Source organism: Pseudomonas sp. JUb52 (genome assembly GCF_004341115.1).
In the GTDB taxonomy this organism is placed as follows: domain Bacteria; phylum Pseudomonadota; class Gammaproteobacteria; order Pseudomonadales; family Pseudomonadaceae; genus Chryseomonas; species Chryseomonas oryzihabitans.
In genome coordinates, this window is record NZ_SLYS01000001.1 from 300608 (window position 1) to 320386 (window position 19779).

Genomic DNA, 19779 nt, shown 5'->3' on the forward strand with positions numbered 1-19779 from the left:
TCAGCTTTCTCTCAGGATCAGTAACGGACTGGCGGTGAGTGCCCGCCGCGTGCCCAACAGGCCCGCCGCGCCGACCAGCAGGGCGCCCAGCACCGGCAACAGCAGCAGCCAGGGATGGGGCTGCCAGTCCAGGTCGAAGGCGAGCCGGTAGAGCAGGGCGCTGACGATCTCGCAACCGAGCGCCGCGAGCAAGCCACTGGCGCCGCCGAGCAGGATGAATTCGGTGCGCCGCGCCCGTTGCAGCAACTCGCGCCGGGCACCCAGGGCACGCAGCAGGGCGCCCTGGCGGATGCGTTCGTCGAGGGTCGCCTGCAGGCCCGCCAGCAGCACGGCGATGCCGGCGGCCAGCACGAACAGCAGCACGAACTCCACCGCTACGCTGACCTGGCGCAGGATGCTGCGCAGCTGGTCGAGCAGGGCGTCGATGGGCAGCAGGGTCACCGCCGGGAATTGCCGGGCCAGGGCCAGCAATTCGCGGTCGTGGCCGGGCGGCAGGTAGAAGCTGCCCAGGTAGGTGACCGGCACGCCTTCCAAGGCGCCTGGAGCGAAGATGACGAAGAAGTTGGGCTGGAAATTGTCCCAACTGACCTGCCGCAGGCTGGTGACCCGCGCCTCGACCTGGCGATCGCCGATGACGAAGCCCAGGGTGTCGCCCAGGCCGACGCCGAGGCTGCGCGCCAGCTCGCTTTCCAGGGAAACGCCGGGCAGATCGCTGGCGGGCAGCGCTTCCCACCATTGACCGGCTTCCAGGCGGTTGCCGTCCGGCAACCCAGCCGACCAGGTCAGGTTGAGATCGCGCCGGGTGGCACGGCCACCGCGGGAGTCGTCTTCCAGGCCTTCCTGCGCCGGATGCCCCTTCACGCTGACCAGGCGGCCCTGCACGATGGGATAGAGCGGACTGGCGTGGGGCGAGAGACCGGCCACCGCCGTGGCGAAGGCCTGGCGCTCGTCCGGTAGGACATTGAGGGCGAAGTGGTTGGGCGCCTCGGCCGGCAGTTGTGCCTGCCAGCGTTCCAGCAGCTCGCCCCGCAGCAGCACCACCAAGCTCATGGCCAGCAGGATCAGGCCGAAGGCCAGGGTCTGGCCCACCGCCGCCAGGGGATGCCGGAGCAGCTGGCCCAGTCCCAGCCGCCAGGCCAGGGGCGCACCCTGCATGCCCCGGCGCAGGCCGCGCAGGGCCAGGTACAGCAGACTGCCGAACAGCAAGCCGGCGACCAGGCCGCCTACCAGCAGCGCCAGGGTCAGGCGCAGATCCAGCGACAGGCGCCACATGATCAGTCCCAGGGCGAGCAGGGCGCAGCCGTAGACCAGCCAGGTGCGCAGGGGCACGGGTTGCAGATCGCTGCGCAACACCCGCAGCGGCGGGACTCGTCCCAGGGCGGCCAGCGGTGGCAGGGCGAAGCCGACCAGGGCGACCAGGCCGGTGCCCATGCCGGCCAGCGCCGGGCCGATCCCGACCGCCGGCAGGCGCTCCGGCAGGAGGCCGTGCAGGAGCTCGAACAGCACCAGCTGCGCCAGCCAGCCGAGCAGGGCGCCGAGCAGGCTCGCCGCCAGCCCCAGCAGCCCCAGTTGCAGGCCATAGAGCACCAGGGCATCGCGACGGGTCAGGCCCAGGCAGCGCAGCAGGGCGCTGGCATCGAAGCGCCGCGCGGCGAAGCGATTGGCCGATAGCGCCACGGCCACGCCGGCCAGCACCACCGCCACCAGGCTGGCCAACCCCAGATAGCGCTGGGCGCGCTCCAGGGCGTTGCCCAGTTGGCGATTGCCGTCGCCCGGTCCCTCGAAGCGCTGGTTGGCGGCCAGGGCCGGGGTGAGCGCCTGACGGTAGGCGGCCAGGACCTGAGGTTCGCCGCGCCAGAGTTCGCGATAGCGTACCCGGCTGCCGGGCTGGATGACTCCGGTGGCGGCCACGTCGTCGAGATTGATCAGCACCCGCGGCGTCAGGCTGTAGAAGTCACCTGCCCGATCGGGTTCGTAGGTGAGTATCCGGGTGATGGTGAGGGCCTTGCGCCCGATGTCCAGGCGATCACCGACCTTGGCGTCCAGGGCCAGCAGCAGGCGCGGCTCGACCCAGGCCTCCCCGGGCGCCGGAGCGCCGCCCGGCTGGTCGGGCGCGTCCGGCGCCGCGGCGCTGCGCACCTCGCCGCGCAGGGGAAAGTTGGCCTGGACCGCCTTGACGCTGGCCAGCTGCAGGGTCTCGGCACCCGCCGCCATGGTGCTGAAATTGAGCGAGCGGCTGTGTTCGAGGCCGAGCCGCAGGCCGGCGTCCACCTGTTCCGGACGGGGCGGTTCGCTGCCCAGCAGCACCAGGTCGGCGGCGAGGAATTCACTGGCGCGATTTTCCATGCCCGCGCCCAGGCGGGCGGTGAAGTAGCCGATGGCGACGCTGGCGGCGACGGCCACCACCAGCGCCAGGCAGAGCATGCGGATCTCGCCAGCGCGGAGTTCTCTCAGGCTCTGGCGCCAGGCCAGGCCGAACAGCCGTGTGAAGGGCAGACCGGTACGCCTCATGCCGCGACCTGCCGGCCGCCTTCCAGGCGCAGTTGGCGTGCGCAACGGGCGGCCAGGCGCTCGTCATGGGTCACCAGCACCAGCGTCGTGCCCCGCTCGCGATTGAGTTCGAACAGCAGGTCACTGATATGGGCGCCGGTACGGCTGTCGAGATTGCCGGTGGGTTCATCGGCGAAGAGGATGCTGGGCCGCGGCGCGAAGGCGCGGGCCAGGGCGACCCGCTGCTGCTCGCCGCCGGAGAGCTGCCGGGGATAATGGCGCAGCCGCTCGCCCAGGCCGACCCGTTCCAGCAGGGCCACCGCCTGTTCGCGCGCCTGGCGCACGCCGTCCAGCTCCAGCGGCAGCATGACGTTTTCCAGCGCCGTGAGGCTGTCGAGCAGCTGAAAGGACTGGAACACGAAGCCCACCCGTTCCGCGCGCAGGCGGGCGCGGGCGTCTTCGTCGAGGGTATCCAGGCGCTGACCGGCGAGATGGACCTCGCCGCCGCTGGGCAGGTCGAGACCGGCCAGCAGGCCGAGCAGGGTGGATTTGCCGGAACCCGAGCTGCCGACGATGGCCAAACTGTCGCCGGCCCGCAGTTGCAGATCCAGCGCCTGGAGGATCGGCAGCGCGCCTTCCGCGCCCGTGACGACCTTGCTAAGGTCGCGTGCCAGCAGTATGACTTCGCTCATGAGGTATCCGATGCCGTATTCGAAGGGCCCGCACGCGGGCGGCTGTGGCGAGTTAGAGTCAAAAAGCCGGACGAAGTCCAGTGCGCCTTTGCGCCAAGGCATTGCCTGGCTGCTGGCGTTGCTCTGTCTGACCCTCGCGCCCCTGGCCATGGCGCGTACCCTGCTGGTGGTGGGCGACAGCATCACCGCCGGCTACGGCCTCGCCGAAGGGCAGGGCTGGGTACGCCTGCTGGAGCGGCGCCTGCAGGAGCAGCAGCTCGACTACCAGGTGGTGAATGCCTCCATCAGCGGCGACACCACCGCCGGCGGCCTGGCGCGACTGCCGCGGTTGCTGGCTGATCATCGACCCGAGGTGGTGGCCATCGAACTGGGTGGCAACGACGGCCTGCGCGGCCAGCCGCTGGCCCAGTTCGAGCGCAACCTCACCGCCCTGGTGGAGCAGGCCAAGGCCAGGGGGGCACGCGTCCTGCTGCTGGGCATGCGTCTGCCGCCCAATTACGGACCGCGCTATACCGATGGCTTCGCCCAGGTCTACACGGACGTGGCCAAGGCCCAGCAGGTGGCCCTGGTGCCCTTCCTGCTCGAAGGAGTAGGGGGTGATCCGGCCTATATGCAGCCGGATGGCATCCACCCCCAGGCCAATGCCCAGCAACGCCTGCTGGACAACGCCTGGCCCCAGTTGCAGCCGCTGTTGCGCAACTGAACGTCGGACTTTTCCCCGGCGGGGCTTTCCGCTAAGGTTGCGCGCCCCGCCGGTCCGGCCAATCGACCGCCCGGCGGAACCGCCTCTGGAGTATCCCGATGTCCCGCCTTTCCCGGTCCATGCATGGCTATCAGCTGATCCAGCCCGATGCCCAGCTCGACCTGTTCGCCTGCCGCGAGGGTCGAGTCCATATCGTCGCCCGGCAGCTGGAGCTGGGCTCGCCGACCGACCGGACCTTGTGCGGTACGCTGTTGCCGGCACGGCCCCGCCTGCATCCGCTGAATCGCCGGGCGCTCGGCCTCAAGACCCTCTGTCCGGCCTGCATGCAGCGGCTGCAAGGCGCCAAACGAGGGCTGCCGAATCCACTACAGGTCTTTTGAGAGCCTGCCCAAAGTCTGCTGCGCGTCGGCCAAACGGTGTTGAAAACCCCTTCGGAATGCTCATTTACCCCTCGTAAACTCCGCTTCCCCGGGCCTTTTCGCCTAGTTTGGCGCTAGCTCGCGAGCCTTTGAGCAGATTCCAGGCTCTGCCGGACGCGGATCGAGGCGTGTACAATTCGCGCCGTCACCTTTTTGCTCCTTGCAAGGATTCATCCCATGCCCGCGCGCGTTTCGACCCTGGTCGGTTCCCTCTCGCTGTTTGGTCTGTTGAGCGCGGGTACGGCGCAGGCACTGGAGTTGCCGCTGCCGCCACCCGGTGAAGACGTGGTCGGCGAGGTTCAGGTCATCAAGGCCGCCTACGAAGACACCTTTGCCGACCTCGGCCAGAAGTACGATCTGGGCTACACCGAGATGGTAGCCGCCAATCCGGGCGTCGATGCCTGGCTGCCGGGTGCCGGCACCGAGATCGTGTTGCCGACGCGCTTCATCCTGCCGCCCGGGCCGCGCGAGGGCATCGTCATCAACATCGCCGAATACCGCATGTACTACTACCCCAAGGGTGGTCACTCGGTGTTCACCTATCCCCTGGGCATCGGCCGTGATGGCTGGGGCTCACCGGTTGGGGTGGCCAAGGTGGTGGACAAGATCAAGGACCCGGCCTGGTATCCGCCGGAATCCATCCGTGCCGAGCACGCCGCCGAAGGCGATCCGCTGCCCAAGGTCGTCCCGCCTGGTCCGGACAACCCCCTCGGTCCCTACAAGATCCGTCTGACCCTGCCGGGCTATCTCATCCACGGCTCGGACAAGAAGTTCGGCATCGGCATGCAGGTCAGCCATGGCTGCTTCCGCATGTACAACTTCAACGTGACCGAACTGGTCGGCATGCTGCCCATAGGTACCCCGGTGCGCATCATCGACGAGCCCTACAAGTTCGGCGTGAGCCAGGGCAAGCTCTATCTGGAGGCGCACCAGCCGGTCAACCTCAAGGGCGATCCGACCGACATCGACCGCCAGGCCGCGGTGGTCAATGCGCTGATCAAGCGTGACGACCTGCTGCAGGCCAACAGCGCGGTGAACTGGAACACGGTGCGTGACGTGGTCCAGGGTCAGGACGGCCTGCCGGTGGAAATCGCCGACCTGCCGGCCGGGATGACGCCGGGTACGGTGGCCAAGGCGCCCGCCAAGAGCCTGTGATCGCAACCGGCCGAGCACGCTCGGCCGGTCAGACAAACAAAAAGCCCGCCATCTGAGATGGCGGGCTTTTTGTTTGCTCCGGGAAAGGCGACTGTTGCCACCCGCCTTTCCAGCCGAGGCGCTTACTTGCGGCTGGCTTTTTCCAGCATACGCAGGGCGCGCTCGTTGGCTTCGTCAGCGGTCTGCTGAGCTTTCTGAGCGGCGGCCAGGGCCTCGTCAGCGTGACGGTAGGCTTCGTCAGCACGAGCCTGAGCGCGGGCAGCGGCGTCTTCGGTAGCGGTCAGGCGAGCTTCGCTTTCCTTGTTAGCGGTGCTGCAACCAGTGGCCAGAGCAGCGGCCAGAGCCAGGGCGGCGAATTTCAGAGCGTTGTTCATCGTAAACCCCTTGAGGTAGACATCCTGTTTTAAGATCAATTTTCCAGGGGGAAAATTGCGGCTACATACTACTCATTACCGGTCGTAAGTAAACTGAGCGAACCCGTTGAAGAAAGATTTTTTGCGGAAAATTCTTCTCCGCTCCCCGGGTTCGTCCCGAAATCCCTGCGCACCGGTATCAGCAACTGCTTGGATGGCTGAAAGTCGCGAACGTTTCAAAACGTTAGAGGATGACGGGAAGTTGTCAAGCGCTAAGCCGCGCCTGCTCCCGCACGGGCGGCCCTGATATAGTGTGATTTCTCGGTGCGACGGCTGGTCAGAACCTGCTTGTTCCGGAAGGGTCTGACGCGCTGTGGCTCAGTCCCGCACAGGAAGGGTGCGTTCTCGTCTTCGGGTATCATCGATAACAATGGATAAGGCGGAGCCAAACCGCCAAGGAGTAGTCATGAACGAGTCCCTGCACGTGGAACACGATGAGGCCAATCATCAATTCCATCTTTCTGTCGACGGCCAGCGCGCCTATCTCGCCTACATGGATCTGGGCAAGCAGACCATGGATTTCTATCGTACCTTCGTCCCCGATGCCCTGCGTGGGCGCGGCCTGGCGGCGCGGCTGACCGAGCACGCGCTGAAATACGCCGAGAGCCGCGGCTACAGCGTCATTCCCTCCTGCTCCTATGTGGAGCACTACCTGGAACGTCGTGGCCAGGTGACGCCGCTGGCCTGAATGGCCGTACCAAGAAAAACGCCGGGCTGAGCCCGGCGTTTTCGTATCCGCTGCTGGATCAGCTGCGCGCGCGGCGCGGCAGCACATCCTTGAGCTTGCGGTGCATGTCGAGAATGCTCTTCTCGGTCATGGCCCAGTCGATGCAGGCGTCGGTTACCGAGACACCGTATTCCAGCTGCGACAGATCCGCCGGAATCGGCTGGTTGCCGAAGCCCAGGTGGCTTTCCACCATCAGGCCGACGATGGAATTGTTGCCCTCGACGATCTGGTTGGCGACGTTGTCCATCACCAGCGGCTGCAGGGCGGCGTCCTTGTTGGAGTTGGCGTGGCTGCAGTCGACCATGATGTTCGGCTTGACCTTGGCCTTGACCAGCGCTTGCTCGCACAGGGTGACGCTGACCGAATCGTAGTTGGGCTTGCCGTTGCCGCCGCGCAGCACCACGTGACCATAGGCGTTGCCCTTGGTCATGACCACCGACACCTGGCCGCGCTGGTCGATACCCAGGAAGCGGTGCGGGCTGGACACCGACTGCAGGGCATTGATGGCCACGGTCAGGCTACCGTCGGTACCGTTCTTGAAGCCGACCGCGGAAGAGAGGCCCGAAGCCATTTCCCGGTGGGTCTGGGATTCGGTGGTGCGGGCGCCGATCGCCGACCAGCTGATCAGGTCCTGCAGGTACTGGGGGGAAATGGGGTCAAGCGCCTCGGTGGCGGTGGGCAGGCCCTTTTCCGCCAGGTCCAGCAGCAACTGGCGACCGATGTGCAGGCCGTCCTGGATCTTGAAGGAGTCGTCCAGGTAGGGGTCGTTGATCAGGCCCTTCCAGCCCACGGTGGTGCGGGGCTTCTCGAAGTAGACGCGCATGACCAGATAGAGACTGTCGCTGACCTGGGCGGCCAGGGCCTTGAGGCGCTCGGCATACTCGTGAGCGGCCTTGATGTCATGGATGGAGCAGGGGCCGATCACCACGAACAGGCGGTGGTCCTTGCCGTCGAGGATGTCGCGGATGACCTGGCGGCCCTGGGCGACGGTGTCGGCGGCGAGATCGCTCAGCGGGATCTCCTGCTTGAGCTGCTCGGGAGTGATGAGCGGCTCGTTGGCTTCGATATTGAGGTCGTTAAGGCGGGGCTGTGCGGCCATGGTGCTACTCGTCGGTCACGGCGCTGCGACAGGTCAGGGCCCGTGCAGGCAAAATACGGTGGAGAGGGTGGGGCACCTTAACGCGTGTCCCGCCCGCTCACAATGGCCATGACGCTATCGGCGCGCCCGAGGGCGCGCTTTGGCGATGATCGCGACGAGGAATCGATGGAATTGGACGATGGGACGGCGGATGCCGTCCTGCTGGCGGCGCCGGGGCGCTCCCTGCTGATCTTCACCAGCGCCGGCTGCGCCTCCTGCCGCCTGGCGCGCCAGGTGCTGCCCGCCGCGGCGCTGCCGGTCGAGCGGCTGTACTGGGTGGATGCCGAGCGCAGTGGCGGTCTGGTGCAGCGCTATGGCGTCTTCCACCTGCCGGCGCTGTTCCTGATCGGGGATGGCGATTTTTTCGGCCCGGTGCAGGCGCCGCTGCGCGAGCCGGCACTGGTGGCGGCGATCCTGGCCGCGGCGGCGCGCGAGCCCGAGGAAATACCCTGAAAGGCCTCTAACGCGCGCTTCGCAGCGCAAACGCCTTTCCCCTGCTACGCTGGAAGAGGCTATCCCGCGTTGCACCGGTCAGGTCGCCTGATCTGGCCAGGAGGAATCGTGATCCGCTCGCTGCTCTATGCCACGGACCTGGGCCTGTGTTCGTCCTATGTCTTTCAGCATGCCTTGAATCTCGCCCGTATCCATCAGGCCCGGCTGTATGTCGTCCATGTGGTGGAGCCACTCGGCCTGCTGGCCTCCACGCTGCTGCAGCAACATCTTGATGGAGAATCCCTGGATCGCCTGCGCAATGGCGGTCTGGAGCTGGTCCTCGAGACCATCGAGCAGCAGGTGTTCGAGTCGCTGCGCGAGGACCTGCTGGAAACCCCCGCCACCGTGGGCCTGGTCCGGGCCGTGCGGGTGGTGCAGGGCGATCCGCCAGCCGCCATTCTCAAGCAGGCCCAGGACTTCGCCGCGGATCTGCTGGTGATCGGCAGTCGCAGCCAGGGCGATGCCCAGGTCGCGCCGCTGGGGCGTACCGCCAGCCGCCTGCTGCAGACCGCGCGCATCCCGGTGTATCTGGTGCCGCTGCGTCAGGGATGATCCGCCAGCGTCAGGGCTTGCCTCTCCACGACTTAATTCGATTTCGGTCTAGAAAAACCTTGAGGCCTGCTTTACTGTTATATGCTTGCGCATGGGTCAGAAGGCTTGTCTGAAAAATCGCCGAGCGAAGGTCAGACAAGGCAAGAATCCGTGAGGAAGCGGAGTTTACGAAGGGTAAATGAGCATTCCGAACGGCTTTTTAACGCAGTATGACCGAGCGCAGGCACTTTTCAGACAAGCCTAGGAGCCGGCATGAAACTGCAACAGTTGCGCTACATCTGGGAAGTCGCCCACCACGATCTGAACGTTTCCGCCACCGCCCAGAGCCTCTATACCTCGCAGCCCGGCATCAGCAAGCAGATTCGCCTGCTCGAAGACGAGCTGGGGGTCGAGGTCTTCGCCCGCAGCGGCAAGCACCTGACCCGGGTGACGCCCGCTGGCGAACGCATCATCCAGACCGCCGGCGAGATCCTGCGCAAGTGCGAGAGCATCAAGCAGATCGCCCAGGAATTCTCCAACGAGCGCAAGGGCACCCTGTCCATCGCCACCACCCACACCCAGGCGCGCTATGCGCTGCCGGACGTGATCAGCGAATTCATCAAGCAGTATCCGGACGTGGCCCTGCACATGCACCAGGGTTCGCCGACCCAGATCGCCGAGATGGCCGCCGACGGCACCGTCGACTTCGCTATCGCCACCGAGGGTCTGGAGCGCTTCAACGACCTGGTGATGATGCCGTGCTATCGCTGGAACCGCTGCGTCATCGTGCCCCAGGGCCACCCCCTGGCCAAGGTGGAACACCTCACCCTGGAACACCTGGCGGAACAGCCGCTGGTGACCTACGTCTTCGGCTTCACCGGCCGCTCCAAGCTCGACGAGGCCTTTGCCCGCCAGGGTCTCGAGCCCAACGTGGTGCTGACCGCCGCGGACGCCGACGTGATCAAGACCTATGTGCGCCTCGGCCTGGGCGTAGGCATCGTCGCCGACATGGCGGTGGATCACAAAGCCGATGCCGATCTGGTCTGCCTGGACGCCAGCCACCTCTTCGAAGCCAGCGTGACCAAGATCGGCCTGCGCCGCGGCACCTTCCTGCGCGGCTTCATGTGCGACTTCATCGGCCGCTTCGCGCCGCACCTGACCCGCGAGGTGTTGACCGAGGCCATGCAGACGCCTTCGCGGCAGGAGCTGGAGACCCTGTTCCACGGGGTGACGCTGCCGACGTATTGAGGTCGGGTTTCTCCAATGGTTGATCGCGGCCATGGCGGTCCGCCGATGCGGCCGCTCCTACAAAAGCATCACGCCCTGTAGGAGCGGCCCATGGCCGCGATGTTTTAACCCACCCCCGCCAACCGCCACTGCTCCAGCAGCAGCTGCGCGGCCGCCGACAACCCCGCGCCCTGGCGCGCCAGGATCGAATAGGGCTCGTTGCGGGTACGCTGGACCACCGGCAGGCGGCGCAGCAGGCCGTGTCTTTCGCCGAACTGGGCGATGTCGCTGGGCAGCATGGCCACCTGGTTGGCGTCTTCCTGCAGCAGGCCGAGCAGGGTGAAGGTCGAGGAGGTTTCCACCGGATAGCGGGGAAACTCCAGCTCCGCCGCGCGAAATTCTCGCTCCAGGGTCAGGCGCATGGGCAGGTTGGCCGGATAGACGATCCAGCGACTGTCGACCAGCTCGGCCAGGCTCAGCGTCTCGGACTCCGCCAGCGGATGGCGGGGATGGCAGACGATCTCCAGCCGCTCTTCGCGCACTTCCAGACAATCATAGGCATCCGGCCGGCGGCTGACGCTGCTGCGGCAGATGGCCAGTTCGATGCGACCGGCGTCGAGCAGGTCGAGCAGGCGCACGCTGGTGTCCTCGATGATCTCGATCCCCAGCTGGGGCTGCGCCGCACCCAGGCGCGACACCGCGGCGATCAGCCGGGGCACGGCGCCCATGATCACCCCCACCGCCAGGCGACCGCCTTCGCCCTGGAGAATGCCGAGCATTTCTTCGCGCAGATGGGCAAGGTCGCTCTCGATCAGCCGCGCATAGCGGATCACGCAGCGGCCCAGGTCATTGGGCTGCAGGCCCTGGTGGGTGCGCAGGAAGAGGGTGGCGCCCAGGGTGCTCTCGATCTCGTGCAGGGCCTTGGTGGCGCCGGGCTGAGAGATGGCGATGCGTTCGGCGGCCTTGTGCAGCGAGCCTTCCTCGTCGAGGGCGATCAGCAGGCGCAGTTGCCGCAGGCGCAGACGAGAGGCGATGGAGCCCAGGGATGGCAGCATGGGAATAACCGTTGGTTATCATGGGATAGGGAGCTCTCATTAGGCAGGCCCCATGGCGCCGAGTAAAGTCTCCTTCAGGCGATAACCAACAAGGAGAAGGCCATGCACCTGATTCAGTTCGAAGACCAACAGGGCCAGCGCCGCGTCGGCGTGGTCGAGCGCGGTGAAGTCCAGCAGGTCCGCGGCGCGACCAGCACCCGGACCCTGGCGCTGCAGGCCATTCGCGCCGGCGTTTCGCTGGAGTCTCAGGTGCAGACCCTGGGCCTTGAGTCCGGACCGGCCTATGCCGAGCTGCTCGACGCCGGTCGCCTATTGCCGCCGCTGGACCACGAGGATCCGGCCCACTGCCTGGTCACCGGGACCGGTCTGACCCACCTCGGCAGCGCCGCCACCCGCGACAAGATGCACCAGCAGAACAGCCAGGAGGAGGCCAAGTTGACCGACTCCATGCGCATGTTCAAATGGGGCGTGGAGGGCGGTCGGCCCGCAGCGGGTAGCGCCGGTGCCCAGCCGGAATGGTTCTACAAGGGCGACGGCGGCATTCTGGTGCGTCCGGGTGCCGACATCCCGCTGCCGGAATTCGCCGAGGACGCCGGTGAAGAGCCCGAGCTGACCGGGCTCTATGTGATCGGCGACGATGGCAAGCCCTATCGCCTGGGTTATGCGGTAGGCAACGAATTCTCCGATCACGTGATGGAACGCAAGAACTATCTCTACCTGGCCCATTCCAAACTACGCTATTGCAGCTTTGGTCCGGCGCTGCGCACCGGTGAGCTGCCGCGCCATCTGGCCGGTACCAGCCGAATTCGTCGCGGTGAGCAGGTGGTGTGGGAGAAGGAGTTTCTCTCGGGCGAGGACAACATGTGCCACAGCCTGGAGAACCTCGAGTATCACCACTTCAAGTACGCGCAGTTCCTGCGTCCGGGGGATGTTCATGTGCATTTCTTCGGCACGGCGACCCTGTCCTTCGCCGATGGCGTGCGCGTCGAGCCGGGCGACAGATTCGAGATCGCGGTGCCGGAATTCGGCGAGCCGCTGAGCAATGGCGTCAAGGCCGGCACGGCAGCCTTCCAGCCCGGGCAGGTCCGCCAACTCTGATAGTTGTATGATGACTGCTGACTATGCGAATGCTAGAGTGGGTATCGCACAGGCTGGCCCGGCCGCTTCGAGATTAAGCGTGCCACCCTTTCGAAGGCCGCCCCAGGCGGGCGGTCTTCCCTGAACCCCTAGGTATAAGGAGTCGAGAACAATGCAGATCCAAGGCAAGAACTACATCGGTGGCGCTCGCAGCGGCGAGGGCGAGGTGCGGGTCTACAGCATCGACGCCACGACCGGCGAAAAGCTGCCCTACGAATTCTTCCAGGCGTCCACGGCCGAGGTCGATGCCGCCGCACGCGCCGCCGAGCAGGCCGCGCCCCTGTACCGCAAGTTGAGCGCCGAGCAGCGCGCCACCTTCCTCGACGCGATCGCCGACGAACTGGATGCCCTGGGCGATGACTTCGTCCAGCTGGTCTGCCAGGAAACCGCGCTGCCGGCGGGTCGCATCCAGGGTGAGCGGGGCCGTACCAGCGGCCAGATGCGCCTGTTCGCCAAGGTGCTGCGCCGCGGCGACTTCCACGGTGCGCGCATCGACACCGCGCTGCCCGAGCGCAAGCCGTTGCCGCGTCCTGACCTGCGTCAGTACCGCATCGGTCTGGGTCCGGTGGCCGTGTTCGGCGCCAGCAACTTCCCGCTGGCCTTCTCCACCGCCGGTGGCGATACCGCCGCAGCCCTGGCCGCCGGTTGCCCGGTGGTGTTCAAGGCCCACAGCGGCCACATGGTCACCGCCGAATACGTGGCCGACGCCATCATTCGCGCCGCCGAGAAGACCGGCATGCCCAAGGGCGTGTTTAACATGATCTATGGCGGTGGCGTGGGCGAGCAGCTGGTCAAGCACCCGGCCATCCAGGCGGTGGGTTTCACCGGCTCCCTGCGCGGCGGCCGCGCCCTGTGCGACATGGCCGCGGCTCGTCCGCAGCCGATCCCGGTGTTCGCCGAGATGTCCAGCATCAACCCGGTGGTGGTCCTGCCCGAGGCGCTCAAGGCCCGTGGCGACGCCATCACCGGTGAACTCGCGGCCTCCGTGGTCCTGGGCTGCGGTCAGTTCTGCACCAATCCGGGCCTGGTCATCGGCCTGCGTTCGCCCGAGTTCAGCACCTTCCTCGAGGGCCTGGCCGCTGCCATGAACGAGCAGGCGCCCCAGACCATGCTCAATCCGGGCACTCTGAAAAGCTACGAAAAGGGCGTCGCGGCGCTGCTGGCCCATTCCGGCGTGCAACACCTGGCCGGCGCCAACCAGGAAGGCAATCAGGCACGTCCGCAGCTGTTCAAGGCTGACGTGAGCCTGCTGCTGGAAAACGACGAGCTGCTGCAGGAAGAAGTCTTCGGCCCCACTACCGTGGTGGTCGAGGTGGCCGACGAAGCCCAGCTGCACCAGGCGCTGCAAGGCCTGCACGGCCAGCTGACCGCCACCCTGCTGGCCGAGCCGGCGGACCTGCAACGCTTCGAGGCCATCATCGGCCTGCTGGAGCAGAAAGCCGGGCGCCTGCTGCTCAATGGCTATCCCACTGGCGTGGAAGTCTGCGACGCCATGGTCCACGGCGGTCCCTATCCGGCGACCTCCGATGCCCGTGGCACCTCGGTCGGCACCCTGGCCATCGACCGCTTCCTGCGCCCGGTGTGCTACCAGAACTACCCGGACGCCTTCCTCCCGGAAGCCCTGCAGAACGCCAACCCGCTGGGCATCCAGCGCCTGGTGAACGGCGAGAACACCAAGGCCGCGATCTGATCGCGTGGCCCTGAGTGGTAGAGAACCCGGCGTCGCGAGACGTCGGGTTTTTTATTGGGCGGTGGGAAGGGGAGTGGCAGGGCAGTGGAAAAGGCTGCGCCGTTTTCCACGCTACTGAAGAGTTGAGCGCGCGTGCCGGAACAACCTCCTCGCCCTCCGGGAGAGGGCTGGGGTGAGGGAAGCAGCACGCACAATGCCCAAAGAAAAGGCCGCTCCTGGGAGCGGCCTTGCTTCTACCGGAAACAACCTTACTTGGCGGCGAACTTGAAGATCGTCGTCTGGGTGTAGGTCTGGCCGGGATCCAGGCGGGTGGTGGGGAAGTTCGGCTGGTTGGGGGCGTCCGGATAGTGCTGGGTTTCCAGGGTGAAGGCACCCCAATGGCCGTAGGTCTTGCCGGCCTTGCCCTTGATATTGCCTTCCAGGAAGTTGCCGGTATAGAACTGCACGCCCGGTTCGGTGGTGTAGAGGGTCAGGGTGCGACCGGAGCCCGGATCGGTCACCACGGCGGCGGCCTTCTGCAGATCGCCAGCGGTGTTGAGCACCCAGTTGAAGTCATAGCCACCCTGCTTGGGTTCGGCGTACTTCAGCTGCTGGTTGTCGTCGGCGATGTGCTTGCCGATGGCGGTCGGCTTGCGGAAGTCCATGGGCGTGCCGGCCACGGGCGGCAATTCGCCGGTGGGGATCAGCTTGGCGGTCACCGGCGTGTATTTGTCGGCATTGAGCATCGCCACCTGCTTGAGCACGGTGCCACTGCCGGCGCCCGCCAGGTTGAAGTAGCTGTGGTTGGTCAGGTTGAGCACCGTCGGCTTGTCGGTGGTGGCGCGGTACTTGAGGGTCAGCTGGTTGTGCTCGTCCAGCTGGTAGGTCACCTGGGTAGTCAGGGTGCCGGGAAAGCCCATCTCGCCATCGGGGGATACATAGCTCAGGGTCACGCCGACCCAGCCGTCGCCCTTGGCCGGCTCGGCCTTCCACACCTTGGTGTTGAAGCCCTGGGGCCCACCGTGCAGGGCGTTGGTCTTGTCGTTCTGCGGGATCTGGTAGCTCTTGCCGTCGAGACTGAAGCGGCCCTCGGCGATGCGGTTGCCGAAGCGGCCGATGGTGGCGCCAAAGAACACCGTGGGGTTGTCGAGATAGCCCTGGACGTCATCGAAGCCTAGTACCACGTCTTCGCTGTGGCCCTTGCGATCGGGCACCTTGAGCGCCTGGAGCACGCCGCCGTAGGTGATGACGGTGGCCTGCATGCCGTGGCTGTTGGTCAGGACGAACTTCTCGATGGGGGTGCCATCGGGCAGCTTGCCAAAGCTCGACTGCTGGCTGCTGAGGCCGGCCGCCTGGGCGGTAAGGGTGCTGATCATGAGTGACAGTCCAAGTCCGGTGAGGGCTAACGTGCGTTTCATCTCGACCACCTTTTCGGTTTGTTGTTGTACAGGGAACAGCGGGTTGCGGCTTGTTGGGCTTCGCTGCGCTCAACCCAACCTACGGAGCTGCGTAGGTTGAGCAGCGCGAAGCCCAACGGTAGAAGCGGATCAATGCGAGTGGCGGGGTACCTCGGCGCCGCGGCAGCCGACCAGGAAGTCGAAGTCGCAGCCTTCGTCGGCCTGCAGCACGTGGTTGACGTAGAGGCGGCGATAACCGCCGGCCAGCAGCTGATCCGCCGGCGGTTGCCAGTCGGCCAGGCGCGCGGCCAGTTCTTCGTCGGGGATATCGAGGTGCAGGCGGCCGGAGGCGCAGTCCAGTTCGATCATGTCGCCTTCGCGAACCACCGCCAGCGGGCCGCCGGCCGAGGCCTCGGGCGCGACGTGCAGCACCACGGTGCCATAGGCGGTGCCGCTCATGCGGGCGTCGGAGATGCGCACCATGTCGGTGATGCCCTTGGCCAGCAGCTTGGGCGGCAGGCCCATGTTGCCGACCTCGGCCATGCCCGGATAGCCCTTGGGCCCGCAGTTCTTCAGCACCATCACGCAGGTCTCGTCGATGTCCAGGTCCGGGTCGACGATGCGCGCCTTGTAATCTTCCAGGTTCTCGAACACCACCGCGCGACCGCGATGCTGCATGAGCGCCGGAGTGGCGGCCGAGGGCTTGAGCACCGCGCCCTTGGGCGCCAGGTTGCCGCGCAATACGCAGATGCCACCGTCGGCGCGCAGGGGGTTGTCCAGGGCGCGGATGACCTCGTCGTCACCGTAGATGGGCGCCTCGGCGCAGTTGGCCCAGATGCTCTTGCCGTTGGCGGTCAGGGCCTCGGGATGGGGCAGCAGATTGGCCTCGCCCATGCGGCGGATCACCGCCGGCAGGCCGCCGGAATAATAGAACTCCTCCATCAGGAAGCGCCCGGAGGGCTGCAGATCGACGATGGTGGGGGTGCCACGACCGACCCGGGTCCAGTCGTCCAGCTCCAGGTCCACGCCGATGCGGCCGGCGATGGCCTTGAGGTGGATCACCGCGTTGGTGGAACCGCCGATGGCGGCGTTGACGCGGATGGCGTTCTCGAAGGCTTCCTTGGTGAGAATCTTCGACAGTCGCAGGTCTTCCTCCACCATCTCGACGATGCGCATGCCGGACAGGTGCGCCAGCACGTAGCGCCGCGAATCCACCGCCGGAATGGCGGCGTTGTGCGGCAGCGAGGTGCCCAGGGCTTCGGCCATGCAGGCCATGGTGGAGGCGGTGCCCATGGTGTTGCAGGTACCAGCCGAACGCGACATGCCGGCTTCGGCGGAGAGGAATTCGTTGAGGTCGATGGCGCCCGCCTTGTAGGCCTCGTGCATCTGCCAGACGATGGTGCCGGCGCCGATGTCGCGGCCGTGGTGCTTGCCATTGAGCATGGGGCCACCGGTGACGACGATGGCCGGCACGTCGCAGCTGGCGGCGCCCATCAGCAGCGCCGGCGTGGTCTTGTCGCAGCCGGTGAGCAGCACCACGGCGTCCACCGGGTTGCCGCGAATGGCTTCTTCCACGTCCATGCTGGCCAGGTTGCGGGTCAGCATGGCGGTGGGTCTGAGGTTGGATTCGCCGTTGGAGAACACCGGGAATTCCACCGGGAAGCCGCCGGCTTCGTAGATGCCGCGCTTGACGTGTTCGGCGATCTTGCGGAAGTGGGCGTTGCAGGGGGTCAGCTCGGACCAGGTGTTGCAGATGCCGATGACGGGCTTGCCCTGGAATTCATGGTCCGGGATGCCCTGGTTCTTCATCCAGCTGCGGTACATGAAGCCGTTCTTGTCGTTGCTGCCAAACCACTGGGCGGAGCGGAGCGGGCGTTTGGGCGTGGTCATTGTCTTGTCCTCGGGCATTTCACGGGCAAAGCGGTCCCCGGCACGGCGCGCCTGGCGCCGTGGGGGAGGGCAGAGTCTGGGTTTAGCGCTGCTTGAAGCGGTCGATGACCACGGCCAGCAGCAGGATGGTTCCGCGGATGACGTACTGGTAGAAGGTGTCGATGTTCTTCAGGTTCATGGCGTTCTCGATGATCGCCAGGATCAGCACGCCGGCGATCACGTGGCGGATCATGCCGATGCCGCCGGCCAGCGAGACGCCGCCCAGCACGCAGGCGGAGATCACCGTGAGTTCGAAGCCCTGGCCGATCATCGGCTGGCCGGAGGTCATGCGCGAGGCCAGTACCACGCCGGCCAGGGCGCCGATCACCCCGTGCATGGCGAAGATGATGATCTTGGTGCGGTCGACGTGGACGCCGGCCAGCAGCGCGGCTTCCTCGTTGCCGCCGATGGCCATGGTGTTGCGGCCGAAGGTGGTGTAGTTGAGCAGCCAGCCAAAGAACAGGATGCACAGCAGGGTGATGACGATGGGCACTGGCAGGCCGAACAGCTGGCCGTTGCCGAACACGAAGAACTGCTCCTGGGAAACGCCCACGGCCTTGCCGTCGGAGAAGATGTAGCCCAGGCCGCGTACGATCTGCATGGTCGCCAGCGTGGTGATCAGGGCGTTGATCTTGAGCTTGGCGATCACCAGTCCGTTGATCAGGCCCACCACCAGGCCCATGGCCAGGGCGGCGGCGACGCCGAGAAAGACACTGTCGAAGTCGCGCATCACCACCGCGGCGACCACCCCGGCACAGGCGATGACCGAACCCACCGAGAGGTCGAAGTGGCCGGAGGCCAGGCAGAACAGCATGGTGCAGGCGGCGATGCCCACGGTGGAGATCGCCAGGCCCAGACCGCGCATGTTCAGCGGCGAGAGGAAGTTCTGCACGAACAGCGCGCAGAGGGTGAAGATGACGACGGCGGCCAGCATCATGGCCCAGTCGTCGAGGAAGCGGCGGGTGTCGAAACCGCGGCGCGGCGGGGTCAGGCTGTGGGGTTGGGCGGACATGGACGTGACCTCTTTTCTTGTTTTCATCAGGCCCGGGTACGGGGCAGGGCGAGCTGCAGCAGGCGCTCGTCGTTGAACTCGGCGCGGGCCACCTCGCCGGTGATGGCGCCTTCGCTCATCACCAGGATGCGATCGGCCACGCCCATGACTTCCATCAGGTCGCTGGAGACCACCACCACGGCGATGCCGCGGGCGGCGAGGTCATGGATGATGGCGTAGATCTCCGACTTGGCGCCCACGTCGATGCCGCGGGTGGGTTCGTCGAGCAGGAGCACCTGCATGGGCATCGACAGCCAGCGACCGAGGATGGCCTTCTGCTGGTTGCCGCCGGAGAGATTCTTGATCTTCTGCCCGGCGTGGGGCGTCTTCACGTTCAGCGCGCGAATCTGTTTTTCGGCGTTGGCCTTTTCCCAGCGACCCTGGATCAGGCAGCCGAGGCTGGCGTGATGGGCGCGGGCGCTGATGTTGATGTTCTCGGCCACGCTGGCCAGGGGCACGATGCCTTCCTTCTTGCGATCTTCCGGGCAGAGCAGGATGCCGGCGGCGATGGCGTCACGCGGCGACCTGAGGCTGACCGGGGCGCCCTTGAGGCTCAGGTTGCCGGCCTTGTGCTTTTCCAGGCCCGCCAGCAGGCGCAACAGCTCGGTGCGACCGGCACCGACCAGGCCGAACAGGCCGAGGATCTCGCCCTGGCAGACCTCGAAGCCCACCGGTTGCTGCAGGCCCTGGCCAAGCAGCCCCTCGACCTTGAGGCAACCGCCGCCGATCTCGCGCGGACGGTAGTCGTAGATGTCGGCGAGATCGCGGCCGACCATCAGGGTGATCAACTGGTCGGGGGTGATGTCGGCCAGGCGCTCGATGGTGCGCACGTGGCGGCCGTCCTTGAACACCGTCACCGCGTCGCAGATGCGGAAGACCTCTTCCATGCGGTGGGAGACATAGAGCACCACCCGGCCTTCGTCGCGCAGCCGGGCGATGATGGTCATCAGCCGATCGGTCTCGCGGGCGGACAGCGAGCTGGTCGGCTCGTCGAAGGCGATGACGCGGGCGCCACGGGAGAGCGCCTTGGCGATCTCCACCAGTTGGCGCTGACCGAGCGACAGGCGCCCGACCTTGGTGTTTGGGTCGATCTCTTCGGCCAGGCCCTTGAGCAGGTCCAGGGCCTGGCGGCGCAGGTGGCCGCGATTGACGATCCCGTAGCGCGCCGGCAGGTGCCCGAGAAAGAGGTTTTCGGCGACGGTCATCTCCGGCACCAGCTGCAGTTCCTGCTGGATCACGGCGACGCCGGCGCGGATGGCTTCGGCGGTGCTCTTGAACACCAGTTCCTGGCCGTCGATGTTGAGGTGGCCGGTGGTGGGGGCGTGGTAGCCGCTGAGGATCTTCAGCAGGGTCGACTTGCCGGCGCCGTTCTCGCCCATGAGGGCATGCACCGAGCCGGGACGCACGCTGAAGGAGATGTCGGCGAGCGCCTTGACGCCGGGAAAGGTCTTGCCGATACCGACGAAACCGAGACTGTCGGCGCTCTGGGCGGTGGTTTGTTCCAAGGCTGCCATGAGGCACTCCTGTCACAACCTTTTTACGATCTGCTGCGCG

18 protein-coding genes are annotated in these 19779 nt (G+C 66.3%); 9 read left to right on the plus strand and 9 right to left on the minus strand.

Translation table 11 applies throughout. The features are described 5' to 3' along the window. Together EC839_RS01535 and EC839_RS01540 are read right to left on the minus strand one after the other, a co-directional pair. On the minus strand, window positions 1-2511 hold the full coding sequence (locus EC839_RS01535) for an ABC transporter permease (RefSeq protein WP_132831927.1): 2511 nt from the start codon (window positions 2509-2511) through the stop codon (window positions 1-3). Continuing rightward, window positions 2508-3182, minus strand: coding sequence for an ABC transporter ATP-binding protein (locus tag EC839_RS01540; protein WP_132831928.1), 675 nt, complete (start codon window positions 3180-3182; stop codon window positions 2508-2510). Before EC839_RS01540 ends, EC839_RS01535 begins: the two co-directional genes overlap by 4 nt. Before the next feature lie 148 nt (window positions 3183-3330). On the opposite strand from EC839_RS01540, the gene EC839_RS01545 reads away from it, so the two are divergent. The 3 genes from EC839_RS01545 (at window position 3331) to EC839_RS01555 (ending at window position 5459) form a co-directional block, all read left to right on the plus strand. After that, entirely contained in the window at window positions 3331-3885 is a 555-nt protein-coding gene (locus EC839_RS01545; RefSeq protein WP_256680912.1) for an arylesterase, read from the plus strand. Between the two features lie 98 nt (window positions 3886-3983). Continuing rightward, window positions 3984-4265: a hypothetical protein gene (locus EC839_RS01550; RefSeq protein ID WP_007160562.1), complete on the plus strand. Its 282-nt coding sequence runs from the start codon at window positions 3984-3986 to the stop codon at window positions 4263-4265. A 216-nt stretch (window positions 4266-4481) separates the two neighbouring features. Further along, on the plus strand, window positions 4482-5459 hold the full coding sequence (locus EC839_RS01555; RefSeq protein WP_132831930.1) for a L,D-transpeptidase family protein: 978 nt from the start codon (window positions 4482-4484) through the stop codon (window positions 5457-5459). A 122-nt stretch (window positions 5460-5581) separates the two neighbouring features. Here the strand turns inward: EC839_RS01555 and EC839_RS01560 are convergent, their stop codons facing one another. Further along, window positions 5582-5833, minus strand: a complete 252-nt coding sequence (locus EC839_RS01560) for an Lpp/OprI family alanine-zipper lipoprotein (protein WP_007160560.1) — start codon at window positions 5831-5833, stop codon at window positions 5582-5584. Between the two features lie 445 nt (window positions 5834-6278). Here EC839_RS01560 and EC839_RS01565 point away from each other — a divergent pair, with 445 nt between their 5' ends. Continuing rightward, window positions 6279-6560 carry a GNAT family N-acetyltransferase gene (locus EC839_RS01565; RefSeq protein ID WP_132831931.1) on the plus strand — a complete coding sequence of 94 codons (282 nt, stop codon included), beginning with the start codon at window positions 6279-6281 and terminating at the stop codon, window positions 6558-6560. A 58-nt stretch (window positions 6561-6618) separates the two neighbouring features. Here EC839_RS01565 and EC839_RS01570 read toward each other — a convergent pair whose 3' ends face one another. After that, window positions 6619-7698 carry a 3-deoxy-7-phosphoheptulonate synthase gene (locus EC839_RS01570; protein WP_058790538.1) on the minus strand — a complete coding sequence of 360 codons (1080 nt, stop codon included), beginning with the start codon at window positions 7696-7698 and terminating at the stop codon, window positions 6619-6621. Window positions 7699-7863: 165 nt separating this feature from the next. Between EC839_RS01570 and EC839_RS01575 the strand changes: the two genes are divergently transcribed. The 3 genes from EC839_RS01575 to cysB all read left to right on the plus strand — a co-directional run bounded on the left by EC839_RS01575 (window position 7864) and on the right by cysB (window position 10008). After that, entirely contained in the window at window positions 7864-8190 is a 327-nt protein-coding gene (locus tag EC839_RS01575; protein ID WP_132831932.1) for a co-chaperone YbbN, read from the plus strand. A 108-nt stretch (window positions 8191-8298) separates the two neighbouring features. Beyond that, window positions 8299-8781 carry a universal stress protein gene (locus EC839_RS01580; RefSeq protein ID WP_132831933.1) on the plus strand — a complete coding sequence of 161 codons (483 nt, stop codon included), beginning with the start codon at window positions 8299-8301 and terminating at the stop codon, window positions 8779-8781. A gap of 252 nt (window positions 8782-9033) precedes the next feature. Beyond that, window positions 9034-10008: an HTH-type transcriptional regulator CysB gene (cysB, locus tag EC839_RS01585; protein ID WP_132831934.1), complete on the plus strand. Its 975-nt coding sequence runs from the start codon at window positions 9034-9036 to the stop codon at window positions 10006-10008. 104 nt (window positions 10009-10112) lie between these two features. Here cysB and EC839_RS01590 read toward each other — a convergent pair whose 3' ends face one another. Beyond that, window positions 10113-11042, minus strand: coding sequence for a LysR family transcriptional regulator (locus EC839_RS01590; RefSeq protein WP_132831935.1), 930 nt, complete (start codon window positions 11040-11042; stop codon window positions 10113-10115). 102 nt (window positions 11043-11144) lie between these two features. Between EC839_RS01590 and araD1 the strand changes: the two genes are divergently transcribed. Next, window positions 11145-12140: an AraD1 family protein gene (gene araD1 / locus EC839_RS01595; protein WP_132831936.1), complete on the plus strand. Its 996-nt coding sequence runs from the start codon at window positions 11145-11147 to the stop codon at window positions 12138-12140. Window positions 12141-12291: 151 nt separating this feature from the next. After that, the gene (locus EC839_RS01600; protein WP_132831937.1) at window positions 12292-13869 is read left to right on the plus strand and encodes an aldehyde dehydrogenase (NADP(+)); all 1578 of its coding nucleotides are present in this window, start codon (window positions 12292-12294) and stop codon (window positions 13867-13869) included. A gap of 248 nt (window positions 13870-14117) precedes the next feature. On the opposite strand, the gene EC839_RS01605 is transcribed toward EC839_RS01600, so the two are convergent. The 4 genes from EC839_RS01605 to araG all read right to left on the minus strand — a co-directional run bounded on the left by EC839_RS01605 (window position 14118) and on the right by araG (window position 19739). Next, window positions 14118-15266, minus strand: a complete 1149-nt coding sequence (locus tag EC839_RS01605) for an aldose epimerase family protein (protein WP_132831938.1) — start codon at window positions 15264-15266, stop codon at window positions 14118-14120. Between the two features lie 129 nt (window positions 15267-15395). Beyond that, complete coding sequence (locus EC839_RS01610) at window positions 15396-17135, minus strand: IlvD/Edd family dehydratase (RefSeq protein ID WP_132831939.1); 1740 nt, start codon at window positions 17133-17135, stop codon at window positions 15396-15398. A gap of 82 nt (window positions 17136-17217) precedes the next feature. Then, window positions 17218-18186, minus strand: a complete 969-nt coding sequence (gene araH / locus EC839_RS01615; protein WP_140217471.1) for an L-arabinose ABC transporter permease AraH — start codon at window positions 18184-18186, stop codon at window positions 17218-17220. A 26-nt stretch (window positions 18187-18212) separates the two neighbouring features. Then, entirely contained in the window at window positions 18213-19739 is a 1527-nt protein-coding gene (araG, locus tag EC839_RS01620) for an L-arabinose ABC transporter ATP-binding protein AraG (protein ID WP_132831941.1), read from the minus strand. Window positions 19740-19779: the final 40 nt, after the last annotated feature.